Origin of the sequence: Streptosporangium sp. NPDC005286 (assembly GCF_040607515.1) — a bacterium.
GTDB lineage: Bacteria > Actinomycetota > Actinomycetes > Streptosporangiales > Streptosporangiaceae > Streptosporangium.
The window spans coordinates 1-23,665 of record NZ_JBEXGU010000031.1 but is presented as its reverse complement, the minus strand read 5'-3'; the positions used below and the strand labels follow the sequence as shown (position 1 = coordinate 23,665).

Below are 23,665 nucleotides of genomic sequence, written 5' to 3'. Positions count from 1 at the left end.
ATTTGAGCGAATGCTTGCTTGGATAGTGTCATCCGCAGGGAAGGGCGCCACAAGCCCCACCGCTGCTTGAGACCGAATCATGTTCTGTCGCTGATGGCAAGGGTGACAGAAGTCTCCGCCGGAGTCTCTGTCGGATGGGCGAGGTGGGGCGCCCTGTGCGAGGATTCATCAGGGTTAAACCAGTGACACGTCAGGAAATGTTTACTCAAATCACCCTAAATGGGCAGATGGTTCGTCAATGGTGCGCGAGTTCCTCCGTTCCGGTGGCGAGCTTCAAGATCGTCTTCTATAGTTTCGCTCCGTCCATGAGGGGGGCGCCGGAGGTGAGCGAAGCGTGAGACCGACTCGCTCAGCGATCCTGGCCGCCCTGCTCGCGGTGCTGCTCCTGTCACCGGCCGTGGCGGGGGCGGCCCCGCTCCGCGCGGTCAGGCCGAACCCGGAGGCCGAGCTCAAGAGGCTGACCCAGGAGGCGGCCGAGATCAACAAGAACTACCGCGGCCAGGTGCAGAGCCTGGAGGAGACCCGGGTCCAGGCCAGCAAGGCCACCGTCAACGCCAGAGGCCTCAAGCGCGCCCTGGTGGCCGCCGAAGCCGACATCGTGCGCTTCGCCCAGACCGCCTACATGGGCGGCGCCCTGGACGACGGCAGCCTGCTGAGCTTCCAGGGCGACCCCAGCATGGCCCTCAGCCAGGCCGCCACCATGTCCTACCTGGCCAGCCGCCGCGCCACCCAGCTCAACCGGGTCAAGAGCCTCATCAAGAAGGCCAAGACCGCGGAGAAGACCGCCGACGCGAAGATCGTCGCGCTCAAGAAGGACATCGCCGACCTCAAGCGGCAGCGGGTCAGGATCGAGGGACTGCTGGCCAAGTACGGCTTCCAGACCCCCTCGGGCAACGGCGGCCTGACCCCCCGCACGGTCACCATGCGCAACGTCGTGCTGCAGACCTTCCCCATGCCCTACGGCTACGGCTGCCTGCGTCCCGGCGACCCGGGAGACCACGGCACCGGCCGGGCCTGCGACTTCATGATGAGCACCGGTGGCCGCGTCCCCACCCCCGATGCCCTGGAGCGCGGCAACCGCCTCGCCCAGTGGGCCATCGACAACGGCAACAAGTACGGGGTCATGTACATCATCTGGCAGCAGAAGTACTACGACGTCCGCACCGGCGCCGGCTGGAAGATGATGTCCAACCGAGGCGGCAACACCGCCAACCACATCGACCACGTGCACATCTCGATGTTCTGAACTGTCAGGCTTCTGACCTGCGGTGATCTCGTCGCGAGTCCCTCTCAGGGCACATCCAGGGCACTTTGGCCTGTCGCCCACACGTCTTCGATGACCTGCCTCATGCGGTCCTCGCTGGAGGGCATCAGGTGCGTGTAGGTCCGCAGGGTGAAACCAGGGTCTGCGTGTCCGAGGAAGTCCGCCACGGCCTTGATGGACACACCCCGCTCCAGGAGCACCGAGGCGAAGTGATGGCGGAGCATGTGGAAGCCGTTTTCGTGGGTCGTCGGGATGTCCGCCTTGATCAGGGTCGGCTTCCAGACGAAGTCGACGGCCAGACCGAACGCCTCACCTTGACGGAGCCCGAGCGTCGCAGCCGCCTGGACCATGACCTCGTAGCGTCGTGCGACGGCACCAGCGACGGTCTTCACCTGTTCCGCCGACCACGACGTGATCTTCGGTGGGGTCGAAATCGAAGACAGCCGTATAGAACGCGGCCGCTGTCATGAGGTAGCTGAACTAAGGGGTAGAGGGATACCCGATGCAGGATGAGCTGCTCGAAGAGCCCGATAGTCAAGAGAATCTAGTACTAGTGAGCCTGTCGTCGATTCCACTTGACTGGCTACTCAAGTGGAGGATCCAGCTAACCGATCAATTGACCGGTTAGCTGAGCCCTTTGCAAAGAAGGCGGACCTTATGCATGGTTAGCAGCCAGTTTGGGGTTTCGTCTTCCTTAACCACTTGCTGTTATTCTTTAGTCCCCTTAGTGTCGCCCTTAATCCTGTACTTAGTGCTGCTCCAGTAGCGCTTCCTGGGGCAGCGACTACTTAGTAGGCTTCGCTGAGATGGCGCCGGAGTGTGAGCATAGCTGCCGCTCTGGCGATGGCTCTTCGCTCGTCGACGGAGCGGTGTAATTAGTTGAGTAACATTTGCCCAAAACCCTGCGGCGTGCTCGCTCCAGGTGTTCTTCAACGGTGTGGGTGCTGATTCCCATCGCGTCGGCAGTCTGTTGGATGTTAGTCCCCGTGTAGTAACGCAGGACCAGAGCTTCTCTCTCTCGTGTGGTCAGCTGATGCAGTGGAGACGGGGCGTGCGGCCTCCTTAGAGACAGAAGGAGACGGTTAGATAAGGATGTACGGCGCAACGACACGGTCAGCATGTCGTCTTGTCGGATCATCACAAGGCGTAGTGCTGCCCGTGATTGGTTCACCAATGCTTGCCTGAACGTGGTTTCGCAGGTGGCAAGGCTTAGGTCCTCATCCCATGTCTTGCGGACACGGTTAAATGCTGCGGCGACAACTTCGGTGGCCGAAGCCACGTCACCGATCAGCAACTCGGTTAAATGGACATAGTCGCGGACCTTCCCGATAAGGGTATGTCTGAGCTCGGCTTCGTCTGCCATGCAGGTATGCGCCCAAGCCCGTACATGCGCGAGTTCTAACATCCGCTCTGCGGTTCTCATGATGACCTCTGTGTCCAGTCGCGCAAGCGACATCAGTAGGCCCTGGATGTACATGTCCGTGTCGGATTCTTTGCTCTCGTGAATGCTGAGTGCGTCATTGTGGTCTCTGCAAACGAGGACGAGATTCGACATCGTGACATGCTTGCCGCTACCGCTCCGAGCATGACCAAGGATCCATCTCTCAGGATTGACAACGTAGCAAAGGCCTTCATCCCAGCGGTCGAACGCGGCGACGACTGCCTCACGGAGGCTGGTGTGAACTTCGTCGGCGTCCAGGTGCGCTTCGAGCAAGCGCTTCAGAGCGGGCATGTTCTCGTGATAGAAGTCCGCGAATGGCTGTGCCTCAGCAGAGCTCCGTTTCACTATGGCTCTGTCCTCGACTGGCCCAACTTCGGACGAGGCCTGTTCAACGGTCTCGTCGGCGGCAGACTGCTCTGAATGCGGGGGTTGAAGGTGGCAGGCCAAGCGCAGTAGGCGGACCGCGATCAAATGCTCTTCTTCGTCGCCGTCGACCAGGACAGCGGCTGCTTCCCGCAAAGCATCAGGGTCGCGTTGGTTTGTACGCCACCAGGCGGCGCCCTCATCTGTCTGGATGAAGTAGGCGCGAGCCAAGACCCGGTCGGCGGTGGCTAGATCGGCCAGATCGCGGAGCTGGCGGGCCTCGACCGTGCCCAGCGACGACTCCTCGACCAGGCGGGCCACATCCTCGACCGCGCCTTCCGTCAGCTTGGTCCCCTCAACGATCAGCTTCATTATCAGCGCCCTTCCTTCTCGCGATCGGCCTTCAGCTTTGCCCGATGCCGGTGCAGCATGCCTTCCACCGACCGGCTCGTGGTCGTCGTGGCCTCCGCAATCTCGCTATGGGAGTAACCGTCCTCCGACAGCGCCAACGCAGCAGCAAGCGGAGCAGGTAGATCACGAAGCCCTTCCATGATCGTCAAACGCTGGGTAACGATCGTCTCAGGGCTCGGCTGTGGCGAAGCGAGCCTCGCGTGTTCCAAGTCCTCATACGCGTCCAGATAGGCCAAATCGTCAGGGCTCTGACGTCGAAGCCATGCTCGGTAGGCGTTCGCGAAGTGCATCATCGCGAAGCCGACGAAGAAGTCGCTCAATGACGCACCGCCGCCACGCCGCCACGCACCTGACATCAGCGTTTTCCGGAAGCCGGGCAAGGCGCGGGCAACCGTGTCCTCGGCGATGTCTTCCCGATCGTGAGCAGAGACCTTCTGCCGTGGCAGACCGATCCTGCGTTTCTGGCACATCTGGAAGACCTGGCCCGTACTGAGCAACTGCTGGTATCTCCGGACCGCGTACCTGACGAGATCTTCCTCGAACACCCTGTAGGGCTCACCACTGAAGTTCACGACCTCCAACCTCTGGAGCAACTCGGTGTCCGCTGCCAGACGCCGCTCGTGCTCTGAGACGTCATCCTCCGGATTCGAAGCACTCACCAGCCGGTTCGGCAGGAAGTCGTTGTAGCCCACCAACAGCGGGTGCGGGGAGAATTGTTCGGCCATGACTCGATTTCTGATCGTGGAACGCGCGGGCAAGATCAGCTCAGTCGGCGATCACCCGCACGACGACGAGGGACCGGACTCTTTGAGTCCTAAGTCGGCCCCTCCGCCTTACCCCACGCGCCGGCCCAAAATTTTTCATAGCGCCTTGGTACGGCGGGGCCGTGGGCTCAGACCGCCTTCCGCCACTTAAGCCTCAGTGACAAACATTCTCATCACTGGAGACTTTGATGACTGATCGCACCCCGCCCGCTGGCCTGATCGGACTGCGCGCACTCGTTGTCATCACCATCGGCGTGGCCGTCGGGGTGATCACTGGCATCCTTGCCTACCTATATCTGGTGCCAGGTGCCCTGATGCTGGCCATCTCCACCGGCGTTGTAGCCGCCGTTGAAACGATCAGATTCCTCCACGAGGTGATCGAGTAGGACGCTGTCTAAAAACTCAGTTCAGAATCCTTCTAGGATGTCGTCGCAGGTCAGCCGCCATGATGGATCGAATTTCGATGCTCTGCGCTGGGGGTCCCTGACCTGTGACGATCTCGTCGGGTGGGGTTCTTAGGGCATGTCCAGGGCATTTCGGCCCGTCGCCCACACATCTTCGATGACCTGCCTCATGCGGTCCTCGCTGGAGGGCATCAAGTGTGTGTAGGTCCGCAGGGTGAAACCGGGGTCCGCGTGCCCGAGGAAGTCGGCCACGGCCTTGATGGACACACCCCGCTCCAGGAGCACCGAGGCGAAGTGGTGGCGAAGCATGTGGAAGCCGTTCTCGCGGGTCGCCGGGATACCCGCCTTGATCAAGGTCGGCTTCCAGACGAAGCGGTTGAACTCGGTCCGGTTGATCAGGCTGTGCAGCCTGGTCGTGAAGATCAGCACCGCCGAGTGCGGCGGCCCTTCCGGTGCCCGCCAGGGCAAGATGATCTCGACCGGCGGGAAGGTCACCTGGTGATCGGAGAGACGCAGGGCAAGGCTCTCCGGCAGGGGAACGTCACGGACCTTCCCGCCTTTCGGGAGAGCGAAGAGCGCCTGACGACCGTTCAGTATCTTGACCTGCCGCCGGATGTGAACGACTCCGGCCGCCAGGTCGATGTCATCGATGGCCAGGCCGAACGCCTCTCCTTGGCGCAGCCCGAGCGCGGCGGCCGTCTGGACCATGACCTCATAGCGTCGTGTGACAGCGCCGGCCACGGTCTTCACCTGCTCCACCGACCACGGCGTGATCTTCTTGGACTCCGCTTTCGGAGGCTTCACCGATCCCGCGTGACAGGGATTCTTGGCGATCACTCCGTCGTCCACGGCGGCGTTCAGGAGCGCGGAGAGGTGAGCGAAGACGGTCCGGACATAGTTCGGTGCGAGCTTCTTTTGAAGGCCGCGTAACCACGCCTGAAGGAGACTGGGACGCAGCGCCCGTAGCTCTCTGTCCCCGAGGGTGGGATAGACGTGGAGTCGCAGACGGATCTCCACCAGCTCGTACGACGACCGGTCGAAGGTCTGGGCCTCCAGCCAGTTCTCGCCGTACTCCCTGACCGTGATCTTTCCCGCGTTCGGGTCGATGTAGGTTCCGCGGTTCAGCTCGTTCGTGATCTGCGCGTCGAACGCCTCCGCGCAGGTGTTCGCGTCCTGACCGGCCTTCTTGGCGAAGTTCCTCTTGCGCTGGCTTCCGGACTCGTCGCGCCAGCGCACCTGCCACCGGTCGCCGATGCCGTACTCGGAGCTGCGGACCTTCTTGGTGGTGCCGTCGGGCTGCTTCACCATCTTGTGCCAGCGGTCGTAGACGGTCATGGCTGCCTCCGCACCCAGGCCACGACGTCTTCGGGCAGGTAACGGACGTGACGGCCGACCTTGTGACTCTCCGGGCCGGTGCCGAGGTGGCGCCACTGGTAGAGCGTGGCGACGGGCACCCGGAGGAAGCGCGAGGCTTCGGCCACGCCCCAGAGGCTGTCATCGCGGGTCATGCGGCCCCCAAGGAGGCGATGTACCGGTAAGGGCGCTTACCAGAAGTGCGTCACCGACGGAGAAGCCCTTGCCCGCGTACTCCCAGTTAGTGATCACGAGGACGGTGTCCTCGTCGAAGAGTGGCAGGCGACCGGTGGTGACCTCTTCAGCGCGGACATGGTCGCGGCGTTCGTCTCGGATGGCGCCCATGGTGGTGGAGTAGTGGCGGGAGCGGGTGGAGAAGTGGCCGCGGAAGCCCAGCATGTGTGCCCACTGGATCAGTCGCAGGTCAGCCAGTTCGTCGAGGGCGCCGAGGCGTAGGCATTCGGCGATGAGGCGGCGGGGGTGTTCGCGGAGGTTGAAGGCTGTCAGGTCGTCGAGGGGGTTGATGCGCCGATCCAGGGTGCCGACGCATTCGGCGGCCTTGGTCGCGTACTTGGCGATGTAACCGGCCACGGCCTGGTCGGAGAGTTCGCCGTTCATGGTGATCGGCCGAGTGTCGACCTGGGTGCCCCAGCGCAGCACACGGGAAGGTTCGTCGGCGATGGCAGGGACGGTTACGGACACGGCCGAGGCGGCATACCGTACGGCGTCGGCCAGCAGGTCGGCTGTCGCCCAGGCCGGAGGCGGCGAGGTGGGACCCTCCGAGCCGTCGAGGCGGATGACGGCGTGGAAGTGGACGACGCCGCGGCGCTGGTACTCGGCGACCTTGGCGAAGGAGATCGTGAGCTGTTGGCGTAGTTCCCGCAAGGTCAGGCCTGAGGATTTGGCGACACGGCGGCGCAGGGCATCGGTGAAGTACCGCCAGAGCTGCGGGGCGAGGGCGTTGAACAGCACGCTTCCGGCGTGGTCGTAGCAGTCGGCACACAGCGGTTCGCCCAGGCATGCCTCGTCGGAGCCGTGCCGGGCGGTGCAGGACAAGACGTTCCCGTGTGGGCAGGTGGCCGCATCGCGGCGGGCGTGGCAGGGCAGGGTCTTGCCGTTCTTCTCACGACGGGTATGAACGGCACCGAAGGAGGGGGCGGTGAGGGTGACGAACAGGCAGGGGTGAGCGGTGACGGTGTCGGGGACGCCCTTCCCTCCGGCCAGGCCCGCACGGATGAGTTGGTAGGTGTCGGCTCGGTAGACCTCGGCGCAGGCTGGGCAGCGGGACGCGCGGCGGGTCTTGCACGGAACGCGCAGGACGCCGTCGGGTTCGGTGCGAGTGCTGTAGCGGTGCAGCAGTTCGCCGGTGGCCCGGTCGAGGTGGTCGACGCGGCCCCTCAGGTGGATCGGCTGGCGGCAGCCGCCCGTGGCGCGGATCTGGGCGGCCCATCGGGAGTAGTTCGGGTCGTGCAGGCGGGCGATCATGCCCGTGATCGCGTGCGCGTTGGCTGTGGATGCAGGCAAGATGGAGGCCTCCTTTCACTCGTTGGGTGAGAGGGGATGGCCCCCGACCTGGCAGGCGTCTTGGCGGATGTACAGCCAGGCCGGGGGCGCCGACGTCTCAGCAGAAGCCGAGGCCGTCGCAGGATTCACAGGTGATGCCGAGGCTGTCGAGTCCGGTACCGCCGCAGTGGCAACACCGCCACCGCTTGGGCGGGATCTCAGCCGCAGTCACCCGCTCGTCGGGCGGATCAGAACCCATGAGGCGGTTCACCGGTAGCACCGTCTCGGGCGGCTTCAAGGATTGCCGTCACTTCGAAGTGGATCGGTCCAAAGCAGCGGGCGACCGTGTAGAGGCCATGCGGCAACAGACGCGGGTCGACCTTCGTGCCGCACAGGGCGGCGATCCGGTCGACCTCGGCGCGCAGGCCGGTGTCGGTGCCCTGCTCGGGGTAGTAGGTGATGATCGTCGGGTCGGTCGGGACGGGGACGGCGGGGTTGGTCTCCATGAAGGTGGCCAGGTCCCGCAGGCCGCAGATGAAGGCGGTACGACGCTCGATGTCGGTGGACACGGACGCTTCTCCTTTCATGGGGCTTCCGTGGCTGTGCGCAGGGTGCGCAGCAGGTCGGAGGCCAGTTGGTGGGATACGCCCAGACGGGTGCGCAGGGTGTCGCGGCTGATCGGCCTGCCCTGCGCGGTCTGGTATTCCTCGGCCACGCGGCGGGCGTAGTCGAGGAGCTCTGAGGACGGGCCGTCCTGTTCGATCTCGACGATCGGGACAGGCGTGGGGACCTGTTCGGGGACGACCTGCGGGATGGAGGACGGAGCCGAGGTGCGGCGCTCCAGCATGGAGACCGCGACGAGGAAGGCGCCGGCCGGGGTCGCGGCGGTGATCCAGCCCCAGGCGGTGGGGTCGGCCTGGTTGAGGTTGGCGGCCAGGGACAGGAGGATCCCGGCGACCAGGACGAGGGTTGGCCAGGAGATCCAGCCGTCTGAGAGGCGTCCGGTTTTCTTGTCGCGCTGGCGTTCGCGAGCGGCCATGACACAGGTGAGGTCGACGCATATGGCGATGGCCCAGGCCATCCAGCCGGACTGTCCGTGCTCGGTGGCGGTGTCGCGGATGTGGGTGAACGATCCGGCACCCGCGATGGCGGCCAGGACCAGGACCGGCCCGGAGTCGAGCAGCCAGCAGGCAAGGCGTCGCATCGTGTTCCCCCTTTCAGGCGTTGAGGAGTTCGTCCAGGTCGGAGGTGTTCATCTCGGTCGTGTGGGCGCACGTGGTGATTTCGTCCCAGGAGGGGGCCAGGTCGGCGTACATCCGGGCCGCGTGTTCGGCGGCTCGCTCGGAGACGTGGAAGGAGCGGGCGCGGTACCACTGGCCGTCCTGGGAGGCGACGATCGCGACACCGGGTGTCTCGGCGGCGATGGCACGGGCGGAGACCAGGGCGGCGGGGTCGAGGTCGCCGAGGGTCATGGTCGCGGTTTCGGGGTCGTTGACGCGGTGGCAGATCCGTCCCGAGCACTGGGCGCGCAGCGCGGTGACGCCGGGACCGAGGTCGGAGCCGATCCGCTGGCCGCAGCAGAACAGGTAGATGCCGAAGGCCCGTCCGAGCTGGGCCACGCGGAGCAGCGCAGTGGAGGTGCGGGCGATCTCGTCTTTCTCGCTCTTGTCGGCCATCAGGTACAGCTCGGCCAGTTCGTCGACCAGGACCACGACCGGTACCGGCCGCACCGCCGCAGGGAGTTGCCAGAGGTTGCGGGCTCCTGCCGTACGGCACAGGCCCATCCGGTCCAGCATCAGCGCCACCAGGTCATCGAGTAGACCGACCGACTCGGCGCGGGTGGTGGCCAGCGCCGACAGACGAGGGCTGTATGGGGTGAACTCCACGCCGCCCTTGAGGTCGAAGCCGACCAGCGCGACCGGTTGCGGAGCCAGCCCGACGATCAGGGCATTGGCGAGGTTCGACTTACCGGACTGCGTCGCCCCGGCGTTCAACCAGTGCGGGACGGTGCGGAAGTCGATGACCCACGGCTTACCTGTCTCCAGGCGACCCACGGTCACCTTGAGAAGTTCGTCGGATGGCGGAAGCCGATCGACTCGGACGAGGGGGTCGTGCATGGTTGCGGCCAGGACGACCTGTCCGGGGCGAGGGGAGGAGACCCGGACGGCATGCACCCGCCAGGAGTGCGCGAGGCGTTCCGCGGCCTGGCTGTAGTCGTCCGGGATCTGCCCCTCCAGCAGGCGGAGTGTGACCCGCCAGCCGTGCCGGGTCGGGCGGGGTAGCCACATCCAGGGTTTGGTGTCGACAGCGACCCGGCGGAAGCGCCGTCGTACTTTCACGGTGCCGGTGGACACGATCGAGCCGGGGGTGAGGGTGAACCACCAGCGTGCTCGCTTCTTGGTCAGGCCGCAGCCGAGGGCGACCTTGCGCCAGCTTGCCCGGATGCTGATCGCGGTGAGCGGGTAGCCGGCCACCAGCCAGAAAGAGCGGTGGTGGAAGTGTCGCCAGGCGTAGAGGACGATCGCCGCGCAGAACAGGGCGATGAGCAGTAGCCGCAGGGAGTCAGGCAAGGTCGCCTCCCTGTGGCACACCGGAGACGGGGACGATCGAGGCGGCCTTGTAGCTGATGCCCCAGCGGGAGGAGCCGTTGCTCGGGATCTCCCAGACGTAGCCGACCATGGCGGTCGGCACGACGTCTTGGCCGGGAGCGATCGGTGGTTCTCCGGAGGTTCCGACCTTGACCAGTTCGATCCGGCCGAACTCGTCCTCGGCGAGCAGGACGGATTCGTAGACCTTGTTGCCGTCCTTGTCGGTCTTGATCTTGCCGGTGTCCTGGTCGACGATGCGCGGACGGGCGGCCTTGACGCAGGTGAAGCGGAGCCGGTGGGTGTCGACGGGGATCGGGATGGTGCGCATGGGTGGGCCTCCTTCTTTCGTTTCGAGCAACATAGTTAACCTAGTTGGCATGGTTGTCAATGGTCTCGTAGTTGGCTTGGTCGCGTCTTTGTGCTGAACTAAGGGGCACAGGCGACAGAAGAAGGACGGATGGTCAAGAACACCGGGCGACCCGGCTACCTGCAGATCGCCGACGACCTGCGCGACCAGATCCGGCGCGGTTCCCTCGCGCCCGGCGATCCACTGCCCTCCACGGCGCGACTGGCGAGCACCTACGACGCCTCACTGAGCGTGGTGAAGCTCGCTGTCGGGGTTCTACGAAGTGAAGGGCTGGTCATCGGCCAGCAGGGCAAGGGCGTCTTCGTTCGGGAGGACGGAGTGCCGGCCCCGCCTTCTTCAGGCGAGCTGGCCCAGATCCAAGCCACGCTGCGAGATCTGTCGGAGCGGCTCGCCCGGGTCGAGTCGACGTTGGCCGACCGGGAGTAGCGCGGTCATCCCCGGACGTGGCAGCCGGTGACCCGCCGGGCCAGGCCCGCCGCGCGGCTCGGAGGGATGTCGCCCAGGCTCATCCGCCGGTCGTCCTGGCGCATCCCGACCAGGACGAGCACATAGCCGACGAGCACGACGGCCCCGATCACGAGGCCGATGATCAGCGGAATCGCGGTCACGTCCAGCTCACCCCCGCCTCGGCGACGCCGCGCGGACGGTTGGCCGGCCGCCGGGTCTCCCCGCGCCGCCCAGTGATGCCGCGCCTACCCTCGCGGCGCCGTGTCCAGCGGTCCCGCGCCCGGCACTTGCGGCAGCGGATCTGCCCCTCCTCCAGGGCCGCGCCGCACTCGCAGGCGGGGGCCTCGTCGATCGACCAGGTGTAGTTGATCACTGTTGTCTCTCCTCTCGGTCGCTGTCGTGGTGCCTTGCGATACCGAGAATGCGCCGGAGAGGCGGGACGAGATCACTACAGGATGGGACATGTTCAGGACGTCCGGTCTACGATTGCCAGGTCCCTGGACGTCCCCTCTTACGGGCAGGTGAGATGGCGAACGAGCGGTTGCGGGTGGCTCTCCTCGAACACGGCACCACGATCGACGTACTGGCCGAAGCCGTTCAGGTCGACGCCAAGACGGTGGAGCGGTGGATCACCCAGGGCCGCGTACCGTACCGGAAGCACCGGTTCGCGGTCGCCAGGTTCCTCGGCATGGAGGAGGCGTACCTCTGGCCAGGGGCACTGACACCCCAGCAGACCGCCGCCGTCTCCGAAAGCGAGATCGTCGCCGTCTACCCGCATCGCTGGGCCGTCCCCAAGGACACCTGGGGACGTCTGTTCTCGGCGGCCCAGCAGGAGATCGGCGTACTGGTCTACAGCGGCATCTTCATCGCCCAGGACACCGGCATCATGCGGCTGTTCGCCGAGAAGGCGGAGGCGGGCGTACGGGTACGGATCCTGCTCGGAGACCCCGACTGCGCGGAGGTCGCCCAGCGCGGCGCGGACGAGGGCGTCAACGACGGCATGGCCGCCCAGATCAGGACGGCGCTCTTCCTCTACCGGTCACTGCGGCAGCTCGACGGTGTGGAGGTCCGCCTGCACGACACCATTCTCTACAACTCCATCTACCGCGGGGACGACCAGCTTCTCGTCAACACCCACGTCTACGGCAGGCACGCCTACGACGCTCCGGTCATGCACCTGCGCAAGGTCACCGGGGGCGGGATGGTGACGACCTACGCCGAGAGCTTCGAGGCGGTCTGGAACAGGGCCGTCCCGGTAGAGTCCTGAGCATGGCCCGCCGGCTGGACTTCTACGACGACCCCTCAGCGCCCGAGCCCAACAGCCTCGTCCCTTCGGTGAACGTCGTGGTCGTCAACGATGCCGGGGACATCCTGATGATTCACCGCACCGACAACGACAACTGGGCCGTCCCCGGTGGCGCGATCGACCTCGGTGAGTCCCTGCCCCAGGCAGCGATCCGGGAGACGCTGGAGGAGACCGGCATCACCTGTGAGATCACCGGCCTGGTCGGCACCTACACCGACCCCAGGCACGTCATCCTCTACACCTCCAACGGCGAGGCCCGCCAGGAGTTCTCCATCGTGCTGTGTGGCCGACCGATCAGCGGCGAGCCGACCCCGAGCGCTGAGTCTCGTGAAGTGCGGTGGGTGCCCCGCAATCAGGTCGAGTCACTGACCATGGATCGGTCGATGCGGCTGCGCATTGGCCACTATCTAGCCGGTACCGCCGGACCGTACATCGGTTAGCGCGGCCTGGACCGCGCGCACGGCCGAGGTGATGCACGGGGTCGCGTTGGTGATGGACCGGCTGACCAGGTGCTCGGAGCCGTACCGAGAATGGATCTCCGCCAGACGAGCATCGACATCCAGGACGAGGCCATCCGGGCTGGTGGTCATGTCGCAGTAGGTCAGCGCCTTCACCAGCTCCGGACGTTCCCGATCGAACTCCTCGTTCAGCACCTCCAGCAGACCTCGCTCAGTCGCCTCGTAGACCGCACACGAGTGATGTGCGACCAGCCGGGCCAGCTGGCCATCGGCCTGGTGCACGTCGCGTAGGTAGCGGGCACCGTCCAGCGGGTGGAAGCCGGTGTCAACCAGCTCGGGTGAGTAGCCGATGTCGTGCAGCCAGGCCGAGGCGGTCAGCAGATCGGCTTCCTCCCCGAGGATCGGTGCCAGTGTTTCGGCCCGCGCGGCCACTCCCTGGGTGTGCGCCCACCGGCGCGGCAACGGCTTCTCCAGCAGGTGTTTGGCCAGGTCACGTGCCCACTCAGCTTGTCCCATACGGTTCACGATAGACGCCGGTCCCCGAGGTGGATCCAGAGTTCGAAACGAGACGTCCTAGGACGTCTCAATCCCGCACAGCTTGCACGAAATGGCCCTTGCCATGCCGGGTCACGATCAGTCCCTCGCATTTCAGTTCGTCGAGAGCCTGACGGACCGTGTTGCGCGATGCCCCATACTGCTTGCACAGTGCTAACTCGCTCGGCAGCTTGGCGCCGGCCGCGAGCACCCCTGTCCCGATCTGCGTGCGCAGCTCGTTGGCGATCGCCTGATATCGGTAGGCCGTGTTGATCTCCCCTTCGGGGCCGTTGACCACGCGTCCCCTACCAGGCAACGTGATGATCAGCCCCTCGTCCGCCAGGACGGCCAGGCCCCGCCGGACAGTGGAGCGGGCCAGTCGGTAGTACGCGGCCAGCGCGGACTCAGAGGGCAGCACACTGCCCGGCGGGTACTCACCTGCGCTGATCTGGGCGCGAATACGGTCGGCGAGCCGGCGATGAACCCGCCCGCCGGTCAGCCAGTTGCTCGTCTCGGGAATCATCGGATCAGCGGCGGTAGGCGTCTGCGACCCTGCTCAGGTCGACGCTGAGCGTTCCCTGCTCCCCCTCACGCCAGCCCTCGCCTGCGGCCTCGACGATCCGCTCGGCGGCCTTCAGCAGATGCAGCGACGAGATGCGCTCCTCATGCCGGTCGCCCCAGTAGAACCAGTGGAATGCCGTCTGCACGTACACGCGCCGCGTGCGGAAGTGCCGGTCGAGGACCTCCAGGCAGGGATTCCCACTGCCGTCCACGATCAGGACGGTGGTGATCTCCCGCGCTCTGAGTTCGCCGTCCAGGGCGGTGAGAAGGTCTTGCTGGTATGCGCGCTGTCGCTCTCGTGCGGTGGTCATGAACTCAAGCTCCCATCGACGTGAAGGGCAGAGCCTGGGTGTCTGGCTCTGTGCCGATGAGCTTCGTCTTCGAGGGTTCTTCTCCGACACCGCAACTAAGGGACGTCTAGGGACGTCTTGTGTTAGCGTCGCAGGCAGCGACCGTGTCACGGAAGGGAACCCCATGAACGAGAACCTCCGCCATGCCCTCATCCGGGCACGACTGCACCCCCTCGACGTCGCCACCCACCTGACCGTCGACCCCAAGACCGTCGGCCGCTGGCTGAACGGCCGCATCCCCCACCCCCGCCACCGCCTGGCGGTCGCCGACCTCCTCCACGTCAACGAAGACGACCTATGGCCCGAAACCATGCGCCAACGCCGAGGACTCTCCAACGAGATCAAAGCCGTCTACCCACACCGATGGAGCGTGCCGGCCGACACCTGGCGCACCTTCTTCGACTCCGCACGCACAGAGATCGGCATCCTCGTCTACAGCGGACTCTTTCTCGCCGAAGACGCCGGACTGCTCCGCATCCTCACCGAACGAGCAACCGCCGGGGTAAGGGTACGCATCCTGCTCGGCGATCCCAACAGCCCTCATGTGACAACCCGCGGAGACGAGGAAGGCACCGGCGGCGACGTCATGGCCGCCCGCGTCAAGAACGCCCTCACCCTCTACCGGCCGCTGCAAGCCCTCGACGGAGCCGAGATCCGACTCCACCGCACCGTCCTCTACAACTCCATCTACCGAGCAGACGACGAACTGCTGGTCAACCTGCACGCCTACGGCACCCGGGCTCCCGAGGCACCCGTCATCTACCTGACACACACCGAGAGCGACAGCACCGCGACGACCTACCTCGACAGCTTCGAACGCGTCTGGGCCAGCGCCGAACCTGCAGTTCAGATGACCTGAGGGGCGCCGGATCCAAGATCGAACGTAACTTATCTGTTCGCTTTTAAAGGCGATCCGCCTACGGCGTCTCGCCGCGCGTAGGCGGTCGCTGGCCGCGCTGCGGCTCTTCGGCCGGTCGCGGCCAGCACCGCCCCCGCTGCCAACAGCATGAGTGATCGAAGAAGAGACGCAGCAGATATCTTCTCGGATCTAGGACGTTGCATTCATCTGATATCCCAGCTCGCCAAACAATGATTGATTCCCGCTCCTGCTGGGTCAAAAAAGAACAGCTAGCATTCTGGCGAGCCCCAATCTAGAATGCTCGTGTGGTCGCGGTGAGGAAAAGTTTATCCTTCATTTCATGGAACCTAACTCGAGCTTGGGCCAGCGTCTTTCTATTGTTGCTTGGCATTTTTGCGGGTATTGCAGGGCTGCTGGATGCCCTCTTCCCTGACATATTTGAGGCACAGGGTTGGGCTTATCTGACGTTTATCTTCGGAATATCTGCTCTCGGTTCTTCAGTACGAGTATGGCCCCGATCTACGTATCAGAAGCATTTCCCGGTTCCTGGAACCACAGTCACCTTAGTGGTAGGCGATCTTTTCGAGCAAGAAGGTCATCTTGTAATCGGAATGAACGATATCTTTGATACTGAAATTCCCGCTATTATCAAACCGGGTTCCATTCAGGGGCAACTCTTGCTCCGTGAATATCAGAACGACTTAGTTCGACTCAATAAAGATCTAGAAAAGGCTCTACAGGGAATGCCGGTACTCACTATTGAGCCCCGGCAGGGTAAGCCTGTAGGAAAAAGGCGTCGTTATGAGATGGGGACTGTAGCGGTAATCGGAGACAGTGGTCGACGCTATTTCTGTAGCGCTTATGCTAGAATGGATAATTCCGGTGTGGTGCAAGCATCTGTTGAAGGCCTGTGGCTTAGCCTATCCAAGTTATGGATAGTTGTGCGAGATGTAGCTCAACAGGACATAGTGTCGATACCCGTAGTAGGTTCAGGGCTGGCTCGTATTTCGGGGAGGCTTTCACATGTCGACCTGGTGCGACTAATCATATTGTCTTTTCTTGCTGCTTCGCGTGAGCGTATAGTCACAAAAGAGCTAAGGATAATTCTGTACCCAGCAGATTTGACAGATGTCGAGTTTCGTAGCATAACGGACGTTTTGAGAGGACATTAAAGGGCGCAGCGCTAATTACCCCTCCTGTACCTCGCCCATTTTCACTTGTGGACGTGCCTGCATCGATCGACGCACGATACGTCGCCCTTTTCCGGATAGGGGATGCGTTAATTCTCTGGCGATTACATCAAATTGCTCACACAACCTAAAGAAATCTTTGAGCTGTTGTGTTTCTTCTGGCATATCGCCAAGAAGCCGGCGAAGCCGGTGAACGGTGGCGATTAGATCTTCAAGTAGATCTATGTTGGCCCTGTGTGCGTACTGATTCATTACCCAGGCCAGATATTCTGGAGGGAAAAGCTCTTCAGGCGAGGTCAACGTTTTTTGTTGCGCCCGCACGAGCTCTAGGACTTCGTGGATCATTTCTTCGGAAGACCGCTTAACTCCGACAGAAACGCTGGATGTGTCCTTCAATTCATCGAGTGCCTCTTCCAGCTTCGGCCACCAGACATCGAATATCTGCTCTAGGCGTTTAAGGTCAAGTGAGACCTCACATTCATCGTTGATGCTCCTTACGAGCTTCAGTACATCATTTCGCTCGTATATTGTGGACTGAAACTGGAGAAGTGGTCCAGTGACGTCGCTACGTTCGATTCTGAACAGAAATGGAGATACGTTACTCTTTTCGAAGGATTTTGATAGGGCGCCTGCTTCGAAGTTAAGCCAAGGCGCTTTTATGTTTTGACTTGTGACGCACAATATTCCAAAGTTTGACTCACTGAGCTCCTTGGAAATGTCTGCACTCCATCGTGCACCTTTGTCGATATCCTCTGAAGAAACATATGGGATGACCGCCTGGATAACAGATGGAAGCCAATCACGAAGAGCCTCGGCCACATGCTTACTGAGCTGCCCCGACCAGCTAATGAAAATCTTCAATCGAACCCCAGGAAATTAGAGTGCAGATCTGTTGAATTTGTAAGGTGGTGTTCGACCCGTTGGGTCGGAAGTGCGTGATTGTATATTGAGTCACTCTGTGCTGTCTATCTCTATAGCGAGATTAAATCTTTCATGATCCTTTTAAGGAGCGGTAGCTCAGACCGTGACGATCGCTGATTCCGGTACTCACCGTGGGAGGTTTGGGCGATCGACTGCCGCGGCTCTCCTTCGTCGAGCCTTGCCACCGGATGACCGTGGCTGAGGTGACAGCAACATCCCTACACTCTGGCACACCCGCGGCAACGCCCACACCCTCTGACCAAGCCCCGGGCTGGCCGCCCAGGAAGGCTGCTCCGCCTGAGAGTGGGAAGTCGACAGTTCGAGCCCACTTCTGCTCGGACACGGAATCTAACGCTTCAGATGGAGGCTTTCCATCACACTTGGCTAGTGCCGTCGCGAAGCTTTTCCGCTTCATCTAATACAACGGATTCAGCGTCTTCCAGAATAATCTTCAAACTTCGATCGGCACTGTTCATCGTCAGGATGTCGCGTCGCCTGGCCAATAATGCGCCGATGGCTTCAAGAGCGATATCTGCTGCTGCCTGCCCGTCTTCATGAATTTGTTGAGGGGTGGATTTAAAATTGTTTCCGTGAACGATATTGCTCCGCAACGCGTAGATTTTGCTGTATCGAGTGCGAGCCTGATCTCGTTTTTCTCCCGCCGGGTGTAACAATTTTGCCAGCGAAGCCGATACCCTCAACACGCTTTCACTGGTGGCACCGAAGAGCGATTCCCATGCGATCACTGAGTCAATGAGCATATCTGAGGGGTCACGTCTCTCAGTGAGGGCGCGAAGTGTTCGTGTCATAGCAAGGTTCAGATGGCTCATATCGGATGCCATCACGATTTTAATCCAATCACTCCATGACGCGACTTCCTCAGCTGATAGCGCGGTCGGGTGCCGGGAGGCCATATGTTGAGGATCGTTGTAGGAGTAGCCTCCATTGAACAGTGGTGTGATAAACCTGCTCCAGGTTGAGATCAAAATGGGGCGAGTCTCGCGTTTAACTGCGAGAGCGAAGGCAAGGCGTGTTCGATCGATCAAATCCGCAAAATTCTCGGCCGTTGAAGTTTCCATATGAATCTGATTCATGTCGTGCTTCACCTGCATTGTCATTCCGATAGTTGCTTCGAAGATGACGTCACCGGCATCCGTGATCTCGACCTGCTCGCCTCTCTCATCCGTGGTCATTGTCCGATGCTTTAGCATCCGCTCCAAAGACGTCGGATGATCCTCTATCCGTGCTGGCCTAATAAGCCCCCAAGGTCCTGAGATTTCGACACCTTCTGGCAGTCGTATCCCTGTGAACGAGGTCACCGCTGTGACTAAAGTTCGATTACCACTAAATAGCGACCGGGCTTGGACTAGCACATCGGGCAGTTTTTCGATTAGTTCGTCTAGAGTGGGTACACCTGCCCGAAGCTTTGAAAGCTCCCATCCAGCGAAAACAAGGTTGGAGCCATAAGACGCAGCTTGGAAATCTCTCGCGATGCCATCAGAGGTGCCGATCGCTACAGCCTCCATATCAAATTCGTTGGCCCCCAATGGAAATATCCCTTCATTGCGTACTGCCGTGATCACCTTCTTGCTAACGGGAGACGTCAGGTGTGCCGAAGGTGACCAAACGTCATGATAGGGAAGCAGAAGCTCACCGTAACTCTCTACGGCAAGATCCACGATGGCGTCAAGCAGGGGATCGCCAGAGCTGGAACGGCTCGGCAGCTCTGATTGGGCTGCATATTTCCGGAAGTGGTTAATTGAAGTCGTGCCCCACGCAGGAACGTAGAATGCCAAAGTAGAGGCCGCCAGGTTAGCGGGAAGGTCGGGCTGGTCTGCCAGTCGCTTTCTTAGTAAATCGGCAATGGTCACCGCTACCTCGGCCTGCTGCTGAGATAGGTCTTCGCTTGGATCGGCCAACAGCCAATCTATGAACGCATCACCTAGATGCTGGCGGAGGTAAATTACCTCTTCACGCGCATCACGGCCGGGGTGTGCTGGCTGTTCCACTACGACCTCCTCTGCTGACTTAAGAGTTTCCTGAGAGTGAGTACCGCCCGGCTGGTCGTTTTCCGCCATGCTTAGAACTCCGATTCTCGATGATCCCGGAGAGATCGCTAGTGTTGTTCAAAGGGTAGCCCTGATTAGTGGCGCTAGTAAGGCACTACATACGAGGCCACTCCTACGGCGCGTATTGAGAAGCGGATGGTTCCGCTGCCGGCGCCGCTGTAGGTGCCGCTTGCCACCGTGCGGAGGTCGACCAGGGGGTCTGTACAGCAGTGGGATACAGCAACACTGTTTTCCACGAGCACACGCCACTGACCCGCATCTACCACGTGACCAGGTGAGGAGTCCTCTACGGCATGACGGGCTCCCGTTTGTAAACAGGCACTCAAGCTTGTGGCGACGGTCCTGCGTAGGGTGTCGTCGTGCAACGACTGGCGCTCTTCGACTTGGACAACACCCTCATCAGCCTGGATGAAGCGTTCCAGGTGTGGGCTGGGAAGTTCGCCGCCGAGCATGGCCTTGAGCATGGAGCCATTGATTGGCTGCTCGCTCTCGATCGGGCCGGCTGCCCGCACCGTGAGGTCTTCTTCGCCAAGGTCCGCGACCGCTTCACCTTGCCCGAGCCGGTCGATGAACTGTGGAGCCGCTACCGTCAGCGCATGCCGTACCTTGTCCACTGTCGACCCGAGGTGATGGACGGCCTGTCTCGACTCCGCGCGTCCGGCTGGAAGGTGGCGATTGTCACCAACGGCACCGCGGACAACCAGCTCGGCAAGATCCAGCGGACGGGCTTGGCCAAGGCCGTCGACGCCTACGCGCTCTCAGGGATCGAAGGCATCCGTAAGCCCGACATCGGTCTGTTCGAGGTCGCGGCCAAGCGCTGTGGCGCGGTGCTGGCCGACGGGGGATGGATGGTCGGTGACAACCCAGTTACCGACATCGGAGGGGGACGGGCCGCAGGCCTTCGCACGGTCTGGCTCAACCGGGAGACGTGGTCCGGCCAGGAGCACGAGGCAGACCACGTCGTTACGGATGTGCTCCAGGCGATGGAAATCCTGAGCGGTGAGTATTGATCATTGCTACCTTTTTGGCGTTATGAAGCGTAAGAGGGCGTGGCCGGGAGTGGGTTTTACGTTCCTGCTACGCCAAGTCGTTTGTATGGGAGTGATCTCGTGGAGATCGTTGGAATGCGCAAGACCAGCGAGCAGGACTCCTTCCCCTGGGCATCTAATAACGTGCCGCTCATCCTCATCAAGGGAGGCACCGTGCGGTACGCCAAGGATGTAGCGACGAAGCGGGCTCTGCTTGCGACCCGAGGAGGAGAGATCCTCGCCTGCTGGCCGGGCAAGTGGAGCCAGGACGTCTTCCATGTCGATGACCGAAAGGCGGCGCTGGAGGCCCTCAGTAAGTAGTGGGGGAAGTGTGACGACAACGCTGACGACAACGTCGACCACCACGAGCGCACGGCGACAGCCGTCCACCACCTCCTGACCTCGTGCCCGTTGAGCGGAACAGGGTGATCGCTCCGCCTGAAAAGCGGAAGGTCGGGCCTGCCGCATCACTCCGATGCTCGGGCCTGGGGTCCTGCGCTCCGGGTCGGCTTGCTGCCGGATCACCTGGTGAACCCCCGCCGTCAAGCAGGGAAGGGACGATTTGGTCGCCGAATCAGTATCTGCACTGATCCGGTCATATCCGGTAATCGCCCGCTGGCTAGTGGACGGTGGTTCATTATGAAGAACATGAGAGGCGGGCGAATGGTGGTGTGGGTCGGCGCGGTGGTGGCAGGAGCCGGTTGTACCCTGGCCGGGGTGCTGTTGGTGCGGGCCGGGCTAGATGACGCCGACAAGTGGGCGAGCATCATCGGCATGTGTATCGCGGCGGCCGGGTTGCCGCTGGCGGTCTACAGCATCGTCCTGGCCCGCCGCTCCGCCACTGTCCTACCTTCTGCTACGGAGGAACTGCCGCAGACCCGGACCCAGCCCATAGCGCCCCATGAGAAGGCCGGAGGCGGTCCTAGCGTGTCCAACTCCACCATCGAAGGACCCAACATCCAGGTCGGCCATGCTGGCGGGGATGTGGACATCCGCTATGAGCGCTGAGGCCGCATCCCTCCCCGGTGGGTTACCCTCCGGCACCCCGTCGGTGTCCGGCTCACTGATCGGCGGGCCCAACATTCAGATCGGGCACGCTGCTGGGGATGTGCTGATTGCTCTCGATCGGCCCGGCTACCGGCTGGAGATGCTCGGGGTTGCTCCGCCGGTGCGTCTGCCGCGTTCTCGGCGCGGTCCCAGTTACTTGCTGGACGTGCAGCGCCAGGTAGTGCCTTACCGGTCTCGCCCCGCCGAGGAAGAGGCATTGACCGCTTGGCGGGATGACTCAGATGAGCCCGTGTCGGTGATCTTGTTGCATGGGCCCGGAGGGCAGGGTAAAACTCGCCTGGCCGCCCACTTCGCCTCCATAAGCCACGCCGCAGGGTGGGCGGTGGCTCGGGCGGTGGAGAAAACCCCTCGCCTCCGCGACGGCAGCGGCGCGGTCGAGTTGGCCGACGGGCAACCGCTGCTGGTGGTGGCCGACTATGCCGAACGCTGGCACCCGTCCACGTTGGCCCAAATGATAGACGGCCTGGCCTGGGATCTGCTCGGCCGTACCGTCCGCCTGCTGCTGCTAGCTCGCCCGGGAGAAGACCTGTGGCAGAGCCTATGCGCGCAACTGGATCGCACTGGCGCCGACTTGGCCGACCCCATCGCCGTGGGCGACTTCACCCCCGCCGCCGACCGGCCGCAGGCCTATCGCCAGGCCGTCGCCGCGTTCGCTGCACAATTGGAGCACACCGACCCTGTGCCGGGGCCGCCAGCAGACCTGGACCATCCCGACTATGCCTCAGCGCTGACTTTACACATGGCCGCCCTGGCCGCTCTCTACGCCGCACAGCAAGAGACCCCCGCCCCAGATCGGCCAGGTCTGTCGGACTATTTGCTCAAGCACGAGATGCGCTACTGGCAGGCGACGGCACCCGCCTTCACCTCCCCGGCCGTCATCGAGCGCATGGTGTTCCTAGCCACCGTATTCGGTCCCCTGGAGGACATGGGCCAGGCACGCATCCTGCTGCACCGCGCCCACCTGGCCGACGGCCCCGCCCAAGCTGGGCTGCTCCTAGACGCTCACAACCGCCTCTACCCTCTTGCGACACCGGCCCGGCCCGGCTACGCCCCCAGTGAGCGGCTAGGCCACAATGGCCGCCCCGCTGGAGGCGGGTTTCTGCTGCCGCTGCGCCCGGACCGGTTCGGTGAGGACTTCATCGCCCACCACCTGCGCCACCACGCCGCCGAGGCGGCTCAGACCCTGAGCACCCTAACTGCTGTTGCTGTTGGTAACGGGGAAGCTGACAGGCTGTCCGGGGTGGCGCTGCGGAGTTGCCTGATCGTGCTGACCGCCACCGCAGCCCGCCATCCTCAGGCCCGAACGCTGCTCCTGGAACTGCTGGACCAGCAGCCAGAGCTAGCCCGGTATGCCACCGCCGAACTGGTCGGATTCATCATCCACCACGCCGAGCACTCCCTAGCCACGCGCCTTCACGATGCCCTTCCTGACTACAGCACTGACCTGCTCCAAGCCGCCGGCAACCTCGCCCGCCACCTACTGCACACTCTGCCCGCCGATGCATCCCCCGCGTTGCGTGCCTCCCGACTTATAGTCCTGGGGATCCGTTTGTCGCACCTGGGGGACATCAGGGGAGCATTGGAGCCTTCACGGGAGGCGGTGGAGGTCTATCGTCGGTTGGCTGAGATGGAGCCGGAGGCCTACCTGCCTGGCCTCGCAAACAGTTTGAGCAACCTGGGGACCCGGTTGTCGGCGGTCGGGGACATCCGGGGGGCGTTGAAGGCCTCGTGGGAGGCGGTGGAGATCTATCGTCGGCTGGATCAGGCGAATCCGGTGGCTCACCTACCCCGCTTCACGTTGAGCCTGAATAATCTGGCGACCCAGTTGTGGGAGGTGGGGGACAAGCGGAGGGCAGTGGAGCTCATACGGGAGGTGGTGGAGTCCTATCGTCAGTTGGCCGAGGCAGATCCAGCGGCCTACCTTCCCGGCCTCGCGATGAGCTTGAACAACCTGGGGACTTTCTCGTCGGAGGTAGGGGATATCCGGGGAGCGGTGGGATCGGTGCGGGAGTCGGTGGAGCTTTACCGTCGGTTGGCTGAGGTGGAACCAGAGGCCCATCTGCCTGGCCTCGCGATGAGCTTGAGCAATCTGGGGACCCGGTTATCAGAGGTGGGAGACATCCGCGGAGCGGTGGAGCCGGTACAAGAGGCGATGGAAATCCGGCGGCGGTTGGCCGAGGCGGAACCGACAGCCTACCTGGGCGACCTGGCGAAAAGCCTGACCAATCTGGGAGCTCGGTTGTGGGAGGCGGGGGACAAACAGGGGGCAGTGGTACCAGCACGGGAGGCGGTGGAGGTCTATCGCCGGTTGGCCGAGGCGGAACCGGAGGTCTACCTGTCCGACCTCGCGCTGAGCTCGAACAACCTGGGGGGTTGCTTGTCGGGGGTGGGGGACAAACGGGGGGCGGTGGAGCTG

At 62.9% G+C, this 23,665-nt stretch carries 28 protein-coding genes; 11 read left to right on the top strand and 17 right to left on the bottom strand.

Translation table 11 applies throughout. The annotated features are described in order from the left end of the window. The first annotated feature begins 334 nt into the window (after positions 1–334). Positions 335–1,246, top strand: coding sequence for a hypothetical protein (locus ABZU75_RS14425; RefSeq protein WP_355553818.1), 912 nt, complete (start codon positions 335–337; stop codon positions 1,244–1,246). Positions 1,247–1,290: 44 nt separating this feature from the next. Here ABZU75_RS14425 and ABZU75_RS14420 read toward each other — a convergent pair whose 3' ends face one another. From ABZU75_RS14420 to ABZU75_RS14410, 3 genes are all read right to left on the bottom strand, one after another. Further along, positions 1,291–1,656 carry a tyrosine-type recombinase/integrase gene (locus tag ABZU75_RS14420; protein WP_355553815.1) on the bottom strand — a complete coding sequence of 122 codons (366 nt, stop codon included), beginning with the start codon at positions 1,654–1,656 and terminating at the stop codon, positions 1,291–1,293. A 392-nt stretch (positions 1,657–2,048) separates the two neighbouring features. Continuing rightward, a complete protein-coding gene (locus tag ABZU75_RS14415; protein WP_355553812.1) occupies positions 2,049–3,440 on the bottom strand; it encodes a sigma factor-like helix-turn-helix DNA-binding protein in 1,392 nt (463 codons plus the stop codon). Positions 3,441–3,442: 2 nt separating this feature from the next. Continuing rightward, on the bottom strand, positions 3,443–4,204 hold the full coding sequence (locus ABZU75_RS14410; RefSeq protein WP_355553809.1) for a sigma factor-like helix-turn-helix DNA-binding protein: 762 nt from the start codon (positions 4,202–4,204) through the stop codon (positions 3,443–3,445). Positions 4,205–4,431: 227 nt separating this feature from the next. On the opposite strand from ABZU75_RS14410, the gene ABZU75_RS14405 reads away from it, so the two are divergent. Beyond that, complete coding sequence (locus ABZU75_RS14405) at positions 4,432–4,629, top strand: hypothetical protein (protein WP_355553806.1); 198 nt, start codon at positions 4,432–4,434, stop codon at positions 4,627–4,629. A gap of 129 nt (positions 4,630–4,758) precedes the next feature. On the opposite strand, the gene ABZU75_RS14400 is transcribed toward ABZU75_RS14405, so the two are convergent. From ABZU75_RS14400 to ABZU75_RS14370, 7 genes are all read right to left on the bottom strand, one after another. After that, positions 4,759–5,982, bottom strand: a complete 1,224-nt coding sequence (locus ABZU75_RS14400) for a tyrosine-type recombinase/integrase (protein ID WP_355553803.1) — start codon at positions 5,980–5,982, stop codon at positions 4,759–4,761. Continuing rightward, positions 5,979–6,155, bottom strand: coding sequence for a helix-turn-helix domain-containing protein (locus ABZU75_RS14395; protein ID WP_355553800.1), 177 nt, complete (start codon positions 6,153–6,155; stop codon positions 5,979–5,981). Before ABZU75_RS14395 ends, ABZU75_RS14400 begins: the two co-directional genes overlap by 4 nt. Continuing rightward, complete coding sequence (locus ABZU75_RS14390; RefSeq protein WP_355553797.1) at positions 6,142–7,524, bottom strand: replication initiator; 1,383 nt, start codon at positions 7,522–7,524, stop codon at positions 6,142–6,144. Before ABZU75_RS14390 ends, ABZU75_RS14395 begins: the two co-directional genes overlap by 14 nt. Positions 7,525–7,751: 227 nt before the next feature. After that, a complete protein-coding gene (locus ABZU75_RS14385; RefSeq protein ID WP_355553794.1) occupies positions 7,752–8,072 on the bottom strand; it encodes a hypothetical protein in 321 nt (106 codons plus the stop codon). Between the two features lie 14 nt (positions 8,073–8,086). Further along, positions 8,087–8,707 carry a DUF2637 domain-containing protein gene (locus tag ABZU75_RS14380; protein WP_355553791.1) on the bottom strand — a complete coding sequence of 207 codons (621 nt, stop codon included), beginning with the start codon at positions 8,705–8,707 and terminating at the stop codon, positions 8,087–8,089. A gap of 13 nt (positions 8,708–8,720) precedes the next feature. After that, a complete protein-coding gene (locus ABZU75_RS14375) occupies positions 8,721–10,073 on the bottom strand; it encodes an FtsK/SpoIIIE domain-containing protein (RefSeq protein WP_355553788.1) in 1,353 nt (450 codons plus the stop codon). After that, a complete protein-coding gene (locus ABZU75_RS14370) occupies positions 10,066–10,419 on the bottom strand; it encodes a hypothetical protein (RefSeq protein WP_355553785.1) in 354 nt (117 codons plus the stop codon). The genes ABZU75_RS14375 and ABZU75_RS14370 overlap by 8 nt, the downstream gene beginning before the upstream one ends. Positions 10,420–10,548: 129 nt before the next feature. Between ABZU75_RS14370 and ABZU75_RS14365 the strand changes: the two genes are divergently transcribed. Continuing rightward, positions 10,549–10,884, top strand: coding sequence for a winged helix-turn-helix domain-containing protein (locus ABZU75_RS14365; protein ID WP_355553782.1), 336 nt, complete (start codon positions 10,549–10,551; stop codon positions 10,882–10,884). Between the two features lie 5 nt (positions 10,885–10,889). On the opposite strand, the gene ABZU75_RS14360 is transcribed toward ABZU75_RS14365, so the two are convergent. Then, on the bottom strand, positions 10,890–11,066 hold the full coding sequence (locus ABZU75_RS14360; RefSeq protein WP_355553779.1) for a hypothetical protein: 177 nt from the start codon (positions 11,064–11,066) through the stop codon (positions 10,890–10,892). Continuing rightward, positions 11,063–11,278: a hypothetical protein gene (locus ABZU75_RS14355; RefSeq protein ID WP_355553776.1), complete on the bottom strand. Its 216-nt coding sequence runs from the start codon at positions 11,276–11,278 to the stop codon at positions 11,063–11,065. The genes ABZU75_RS14360 and ABZU75_RS14355 overlap by 4 nt, the downstream gene beginning before the upstream one ends. Before the next feature lie 153 nt (positions 11,279–11,431). Here ABZU75_RS14355 and ABZU75_RS14350 point away from each other — a divergent pair, with 153 nt between their 5' ends. Together ABZU75_RS14350 and ABZU75_RS14345 are read left to right on the top strand one after the other, a co-directional pair. After that, complete coding sequence (locus ABZU75_RS14350) at positions 11,432–12,172, top strand: helix-turn-helix transcriptional regulator (RefSeq protein ID WP_355553773.1); 741 nt, start codon at positions 11,432–11,434, stop codon at positions 12,170–12,172. A 2-nt stretch (positions 12,173–12,174) separates the two neighbouring features. After that, a complete protein-coding gene (locus ABZU75_RS14345; RefSeq protein ID WP_355553770.1) occupies positions 12,175–12,651 on the top strand; it encodes an NUDIX domain-containing protein in 477 nt (158 codons plus the stop codon). Here the strand turns inward: ABZU75_RS14345 and ABZU75_RS14340 are convergent. From ABZU75_RS14340 to ABZU75_RS14330, 3 genes are all read right to left on the bottom strand, one after another. Then, positions 12,619–13,185 (bottom strand): HD domain-containing protein, encoded by a 567-nt coding sequence (locus ABZU75_RS14340; RefSeq protein WP_355553767.1) that lies wholly within the window; start codon positions 13,183–13,185, stop codon positions 12,619–12,621. The genes ABZU75_RS14345 and ABZU75_RS14340 overlap by 33 nt on opposite strands. Positions 13,186–13,252: 67 nt before the next feature. Next, positions 13,253–13,726 carry a GntR family transcriptional regulator gene (locus tag ABZU75_RS14335; RefSeq protein ID WP_355553763.1) on the bottom strand — a complete coding sequence of 158 codons (474 nt, stop codon included), beginning with the start codon at positions 13,724–13,726 and terminating at the stop codon, positions 13,253–13,255. A 4-nt stretch (positions 13,727–13,730) separates the two neighbouring features. After that, complete coding sequence (locus tag ABZU75_RS14330) at positions 13,731–14,075, bottom strand: hypothetical protein (protein ID WP_355553760.1); 345 nt, start codon at positions 14,073–14,075, stop codon at positions 13,731–13,733. Positions 14,076–14,238: 163 nt separating this feature from the next. On the opposite strand from ABZU75_RS14330, the gene ABZU75_RS14325 reads away from it, so the two are divergent. Both ABZU75_RS14325 and ABZU75_RS14320 read left to right on the top strand, forming a co-directional pair. After that, entirely contained in the window at positions 14,239–14,973 is a 735-nt protein-coding gene (locus ABZU75_RS14325; protein ID WP_355553757.1) for a helix-turn-helix transcriptional regulator, read from the top strand. 305 nt (positions 14,974–15,278) lie between these two features. Continuing rightward, complete coding sequence (locus tag ABZU75_RS14320; RefSeq protein ID WP_355553754.1) at positions 15,279–16,145, top strand: macro domain-containing protein; 867 nt, start codon at positions 15,279–15,281, stop codon at positions 16,143–16,145. Between the two features lie 15 nt (positions 16,146–16,160). Here ABZU75_RS14320 and ABZU75_RS14315 read toward each other — a convergent pair whose 3' ends face one another. Together ABZU75_RS14315 and ABZU75_RS14310 are read right to left on the bottom strand one after the other, a co-directional pair. Beyond that, positions 16,161–17,024 carry a TIR domain-containing protein gene (locus ABZU75_RS14315; RefSeq protein ID WP_355553751.1) on the bottom strand — a complete coding sequence of 288 codons (864 nt, stop codon included), beginning with the start codon at positions 17,022–17,024 and terminating at the stop codon, positions 16,161–16,163. Positions 17,025–17,458: 434 nt separating this feature from the next. Continuing rightward, positions 17,459–19,162, bottom strand: a complete 1,704-nt coding sequence (locus ABZU75_RS14310; protein ID WP_355553748.1) for a hypothetical protein — start codon at positions 19,160–19,162, stop codon at positions 17,459–17,461. A 350-nt stretch (positions 19,163–19,512) separates the two neighbouring features. On the opposite strand from ABZU75_RS14310, the gene ABZU75_RS14305 reads away from it, so the two are divergent. From ABZU75_RS14305 to ABZU75_RS14290, 4 genes are all read left to right on the top strand, one after another. Further along, entirely contained in the window at positions 19,513–20,163 is a 651-nt protein-coding gene (locus tag ABZU75_RS14305; protein WP_355553745.1) for an HAD-IA family hydrolase, read from the top strand. A gap of 99 nt (positions 20,164–20,262) precedes the next feature. Beyond that, on the top strand, positions 20,263–20,502 hold the full coding sequence (locus tag ABZU75_RS14300) for a hypothetical protein (protein WP_355553742.1): 240 nt from the start codon (positions 20,263–20,265) through the stop codon (positions 20,500–20,502). A 327-nt stretch (positions 20,503–20,829) separates the two neighbouring features. Next, positions 20,830–21,189 carry a hypothetical protein gene (locus tag ABZU75_RS14295; protein WP_355553739.1) on the top strand — a complete coding sequence of 120 codons (360 nt, stop codon included), beginning with the start codon at positions 20,830–20,832 and terminating at the stop codon, positions 21,187–21,189. 43 nt (positions 21,190–21,232) lie between these two features. Beyond that, positions 21,233–23,665 (top strand): tetratricopeptide repeat protein (locus ABZU75_RS14290; RefSeq protein WP_355553736.1); only part of this gene is annotated, 2,433 nt, incomplete at its 3' end.

Coding starts and splice junctions, on each gene's coding strand:
- ABZU75_RS14345 (WP_355553770.1), top strand. CDS start 12,175: ATGGCCCGCCGGCTGGACTTCTACGACGACCCCTCAGCGCCCGAGCCC.
- ABZU75_RS14335 (WP_355553763.1), bottom strand. CDS start 13,726: ATGATTCCCGAGACGAGCAACTGGCTGACCGGCGGGCGGGTTCATCGC.
- ABZU75_RS14415 (WP_355553812.1), bottom strand. CDS start 3,440: ATGAAGCTGATCGTTGAGGGGACCAAGCTGACGGAAGGCGCGGTCGAG.
- ABZU75_RS14410 (WP_355553809.1), bottom strand. CDS start 4,204: ATGGCCGAACAATTCTCCCCGCACCCGCTGTTGGTGGGCTACAACGAC.
- ABZU75_RS14310 (WP_355553748.1), bottom strand. CDS start 19,162: ATGGCGGAAAACGACCAGCCGGGCGGTACTCACTCTCAGGAAACTCTT.
- ABZU75_RS14400 (WP_355553803.1), bottom strand. CDS start 5,982: ATGACCGTCTACGACCGCTGGCACAAGATGGTGAAGCAGCCCGACGGC.
- ABZU75_RS14325 (WP_355553757.1), top strand. CDS start 14,239: ATGAACGAGAACCTCCGCCATGCCCTCATCCGGGCACGACTGCACCCC.
- ABZU75_RS14330 (WP_355553760.1), bottom strand. CDS start 14,075: ATGACCACCGCACGAGAGCGACAGCGCGCATACCAGCAAGACCTTCTC.
- ABZU75_RS14365 (WP_355553782.1), top strand. CDS start 10,549: ATGGTCAAGAACACCGGGCGACCCGGCTACCTGCAGATCGCCGACGAC.
- ABZU75_RS14395 (WP_355553800.1), bottom strand. CDS start 6,155: ATGACCCGCGATGACAGCCTCTGGGGCGTGGCCGAAGCCTCGCGCTTC.
- ABZU75_RS14380 (WP_355553791.1), bottom strand. CDS start 8,707: ATGCGACGCCTTGCCTGCTGGCTGCTCGACTCCGGGCCGGTCCTGGTC.
- ABZU75_RS14340 (WP_355553767.1), bottom strand. CDS start 13,185: ATGGGACAAGCTGAGTGGGCACGTGACCTGGCCAAACACCTGCTGGAG.
- ABZU75_RS14370 (WP_355553785.1), bottom strand. CDS start 10,419: ATGCGCACCATCCCGATCCCCGTCGACACCCACCGGCTCCGCTTCACC.
- ABZU75_RS14405 (WP_355553806.1), top strand. CDS start 4,432: ATGACTGATCGCACCCCGCCCGCTGGCCTGATCGGACTGCGCGCACTC.
- ABZU75_RS14295 (WP_355553739.1), top strand. CDS start 20,830: ATGAGAGGCGGGCGAATGGTGGTGTGGGTCGGCGCGGTGGTGGCAGGA.
- ABZU75_RS14350 (WP_355553773.1), top strand. CDS start 11,432: ATGGCGAACGAGCGGTTGCGGGTGGCTCTCCTCGAACACGGCACCACG.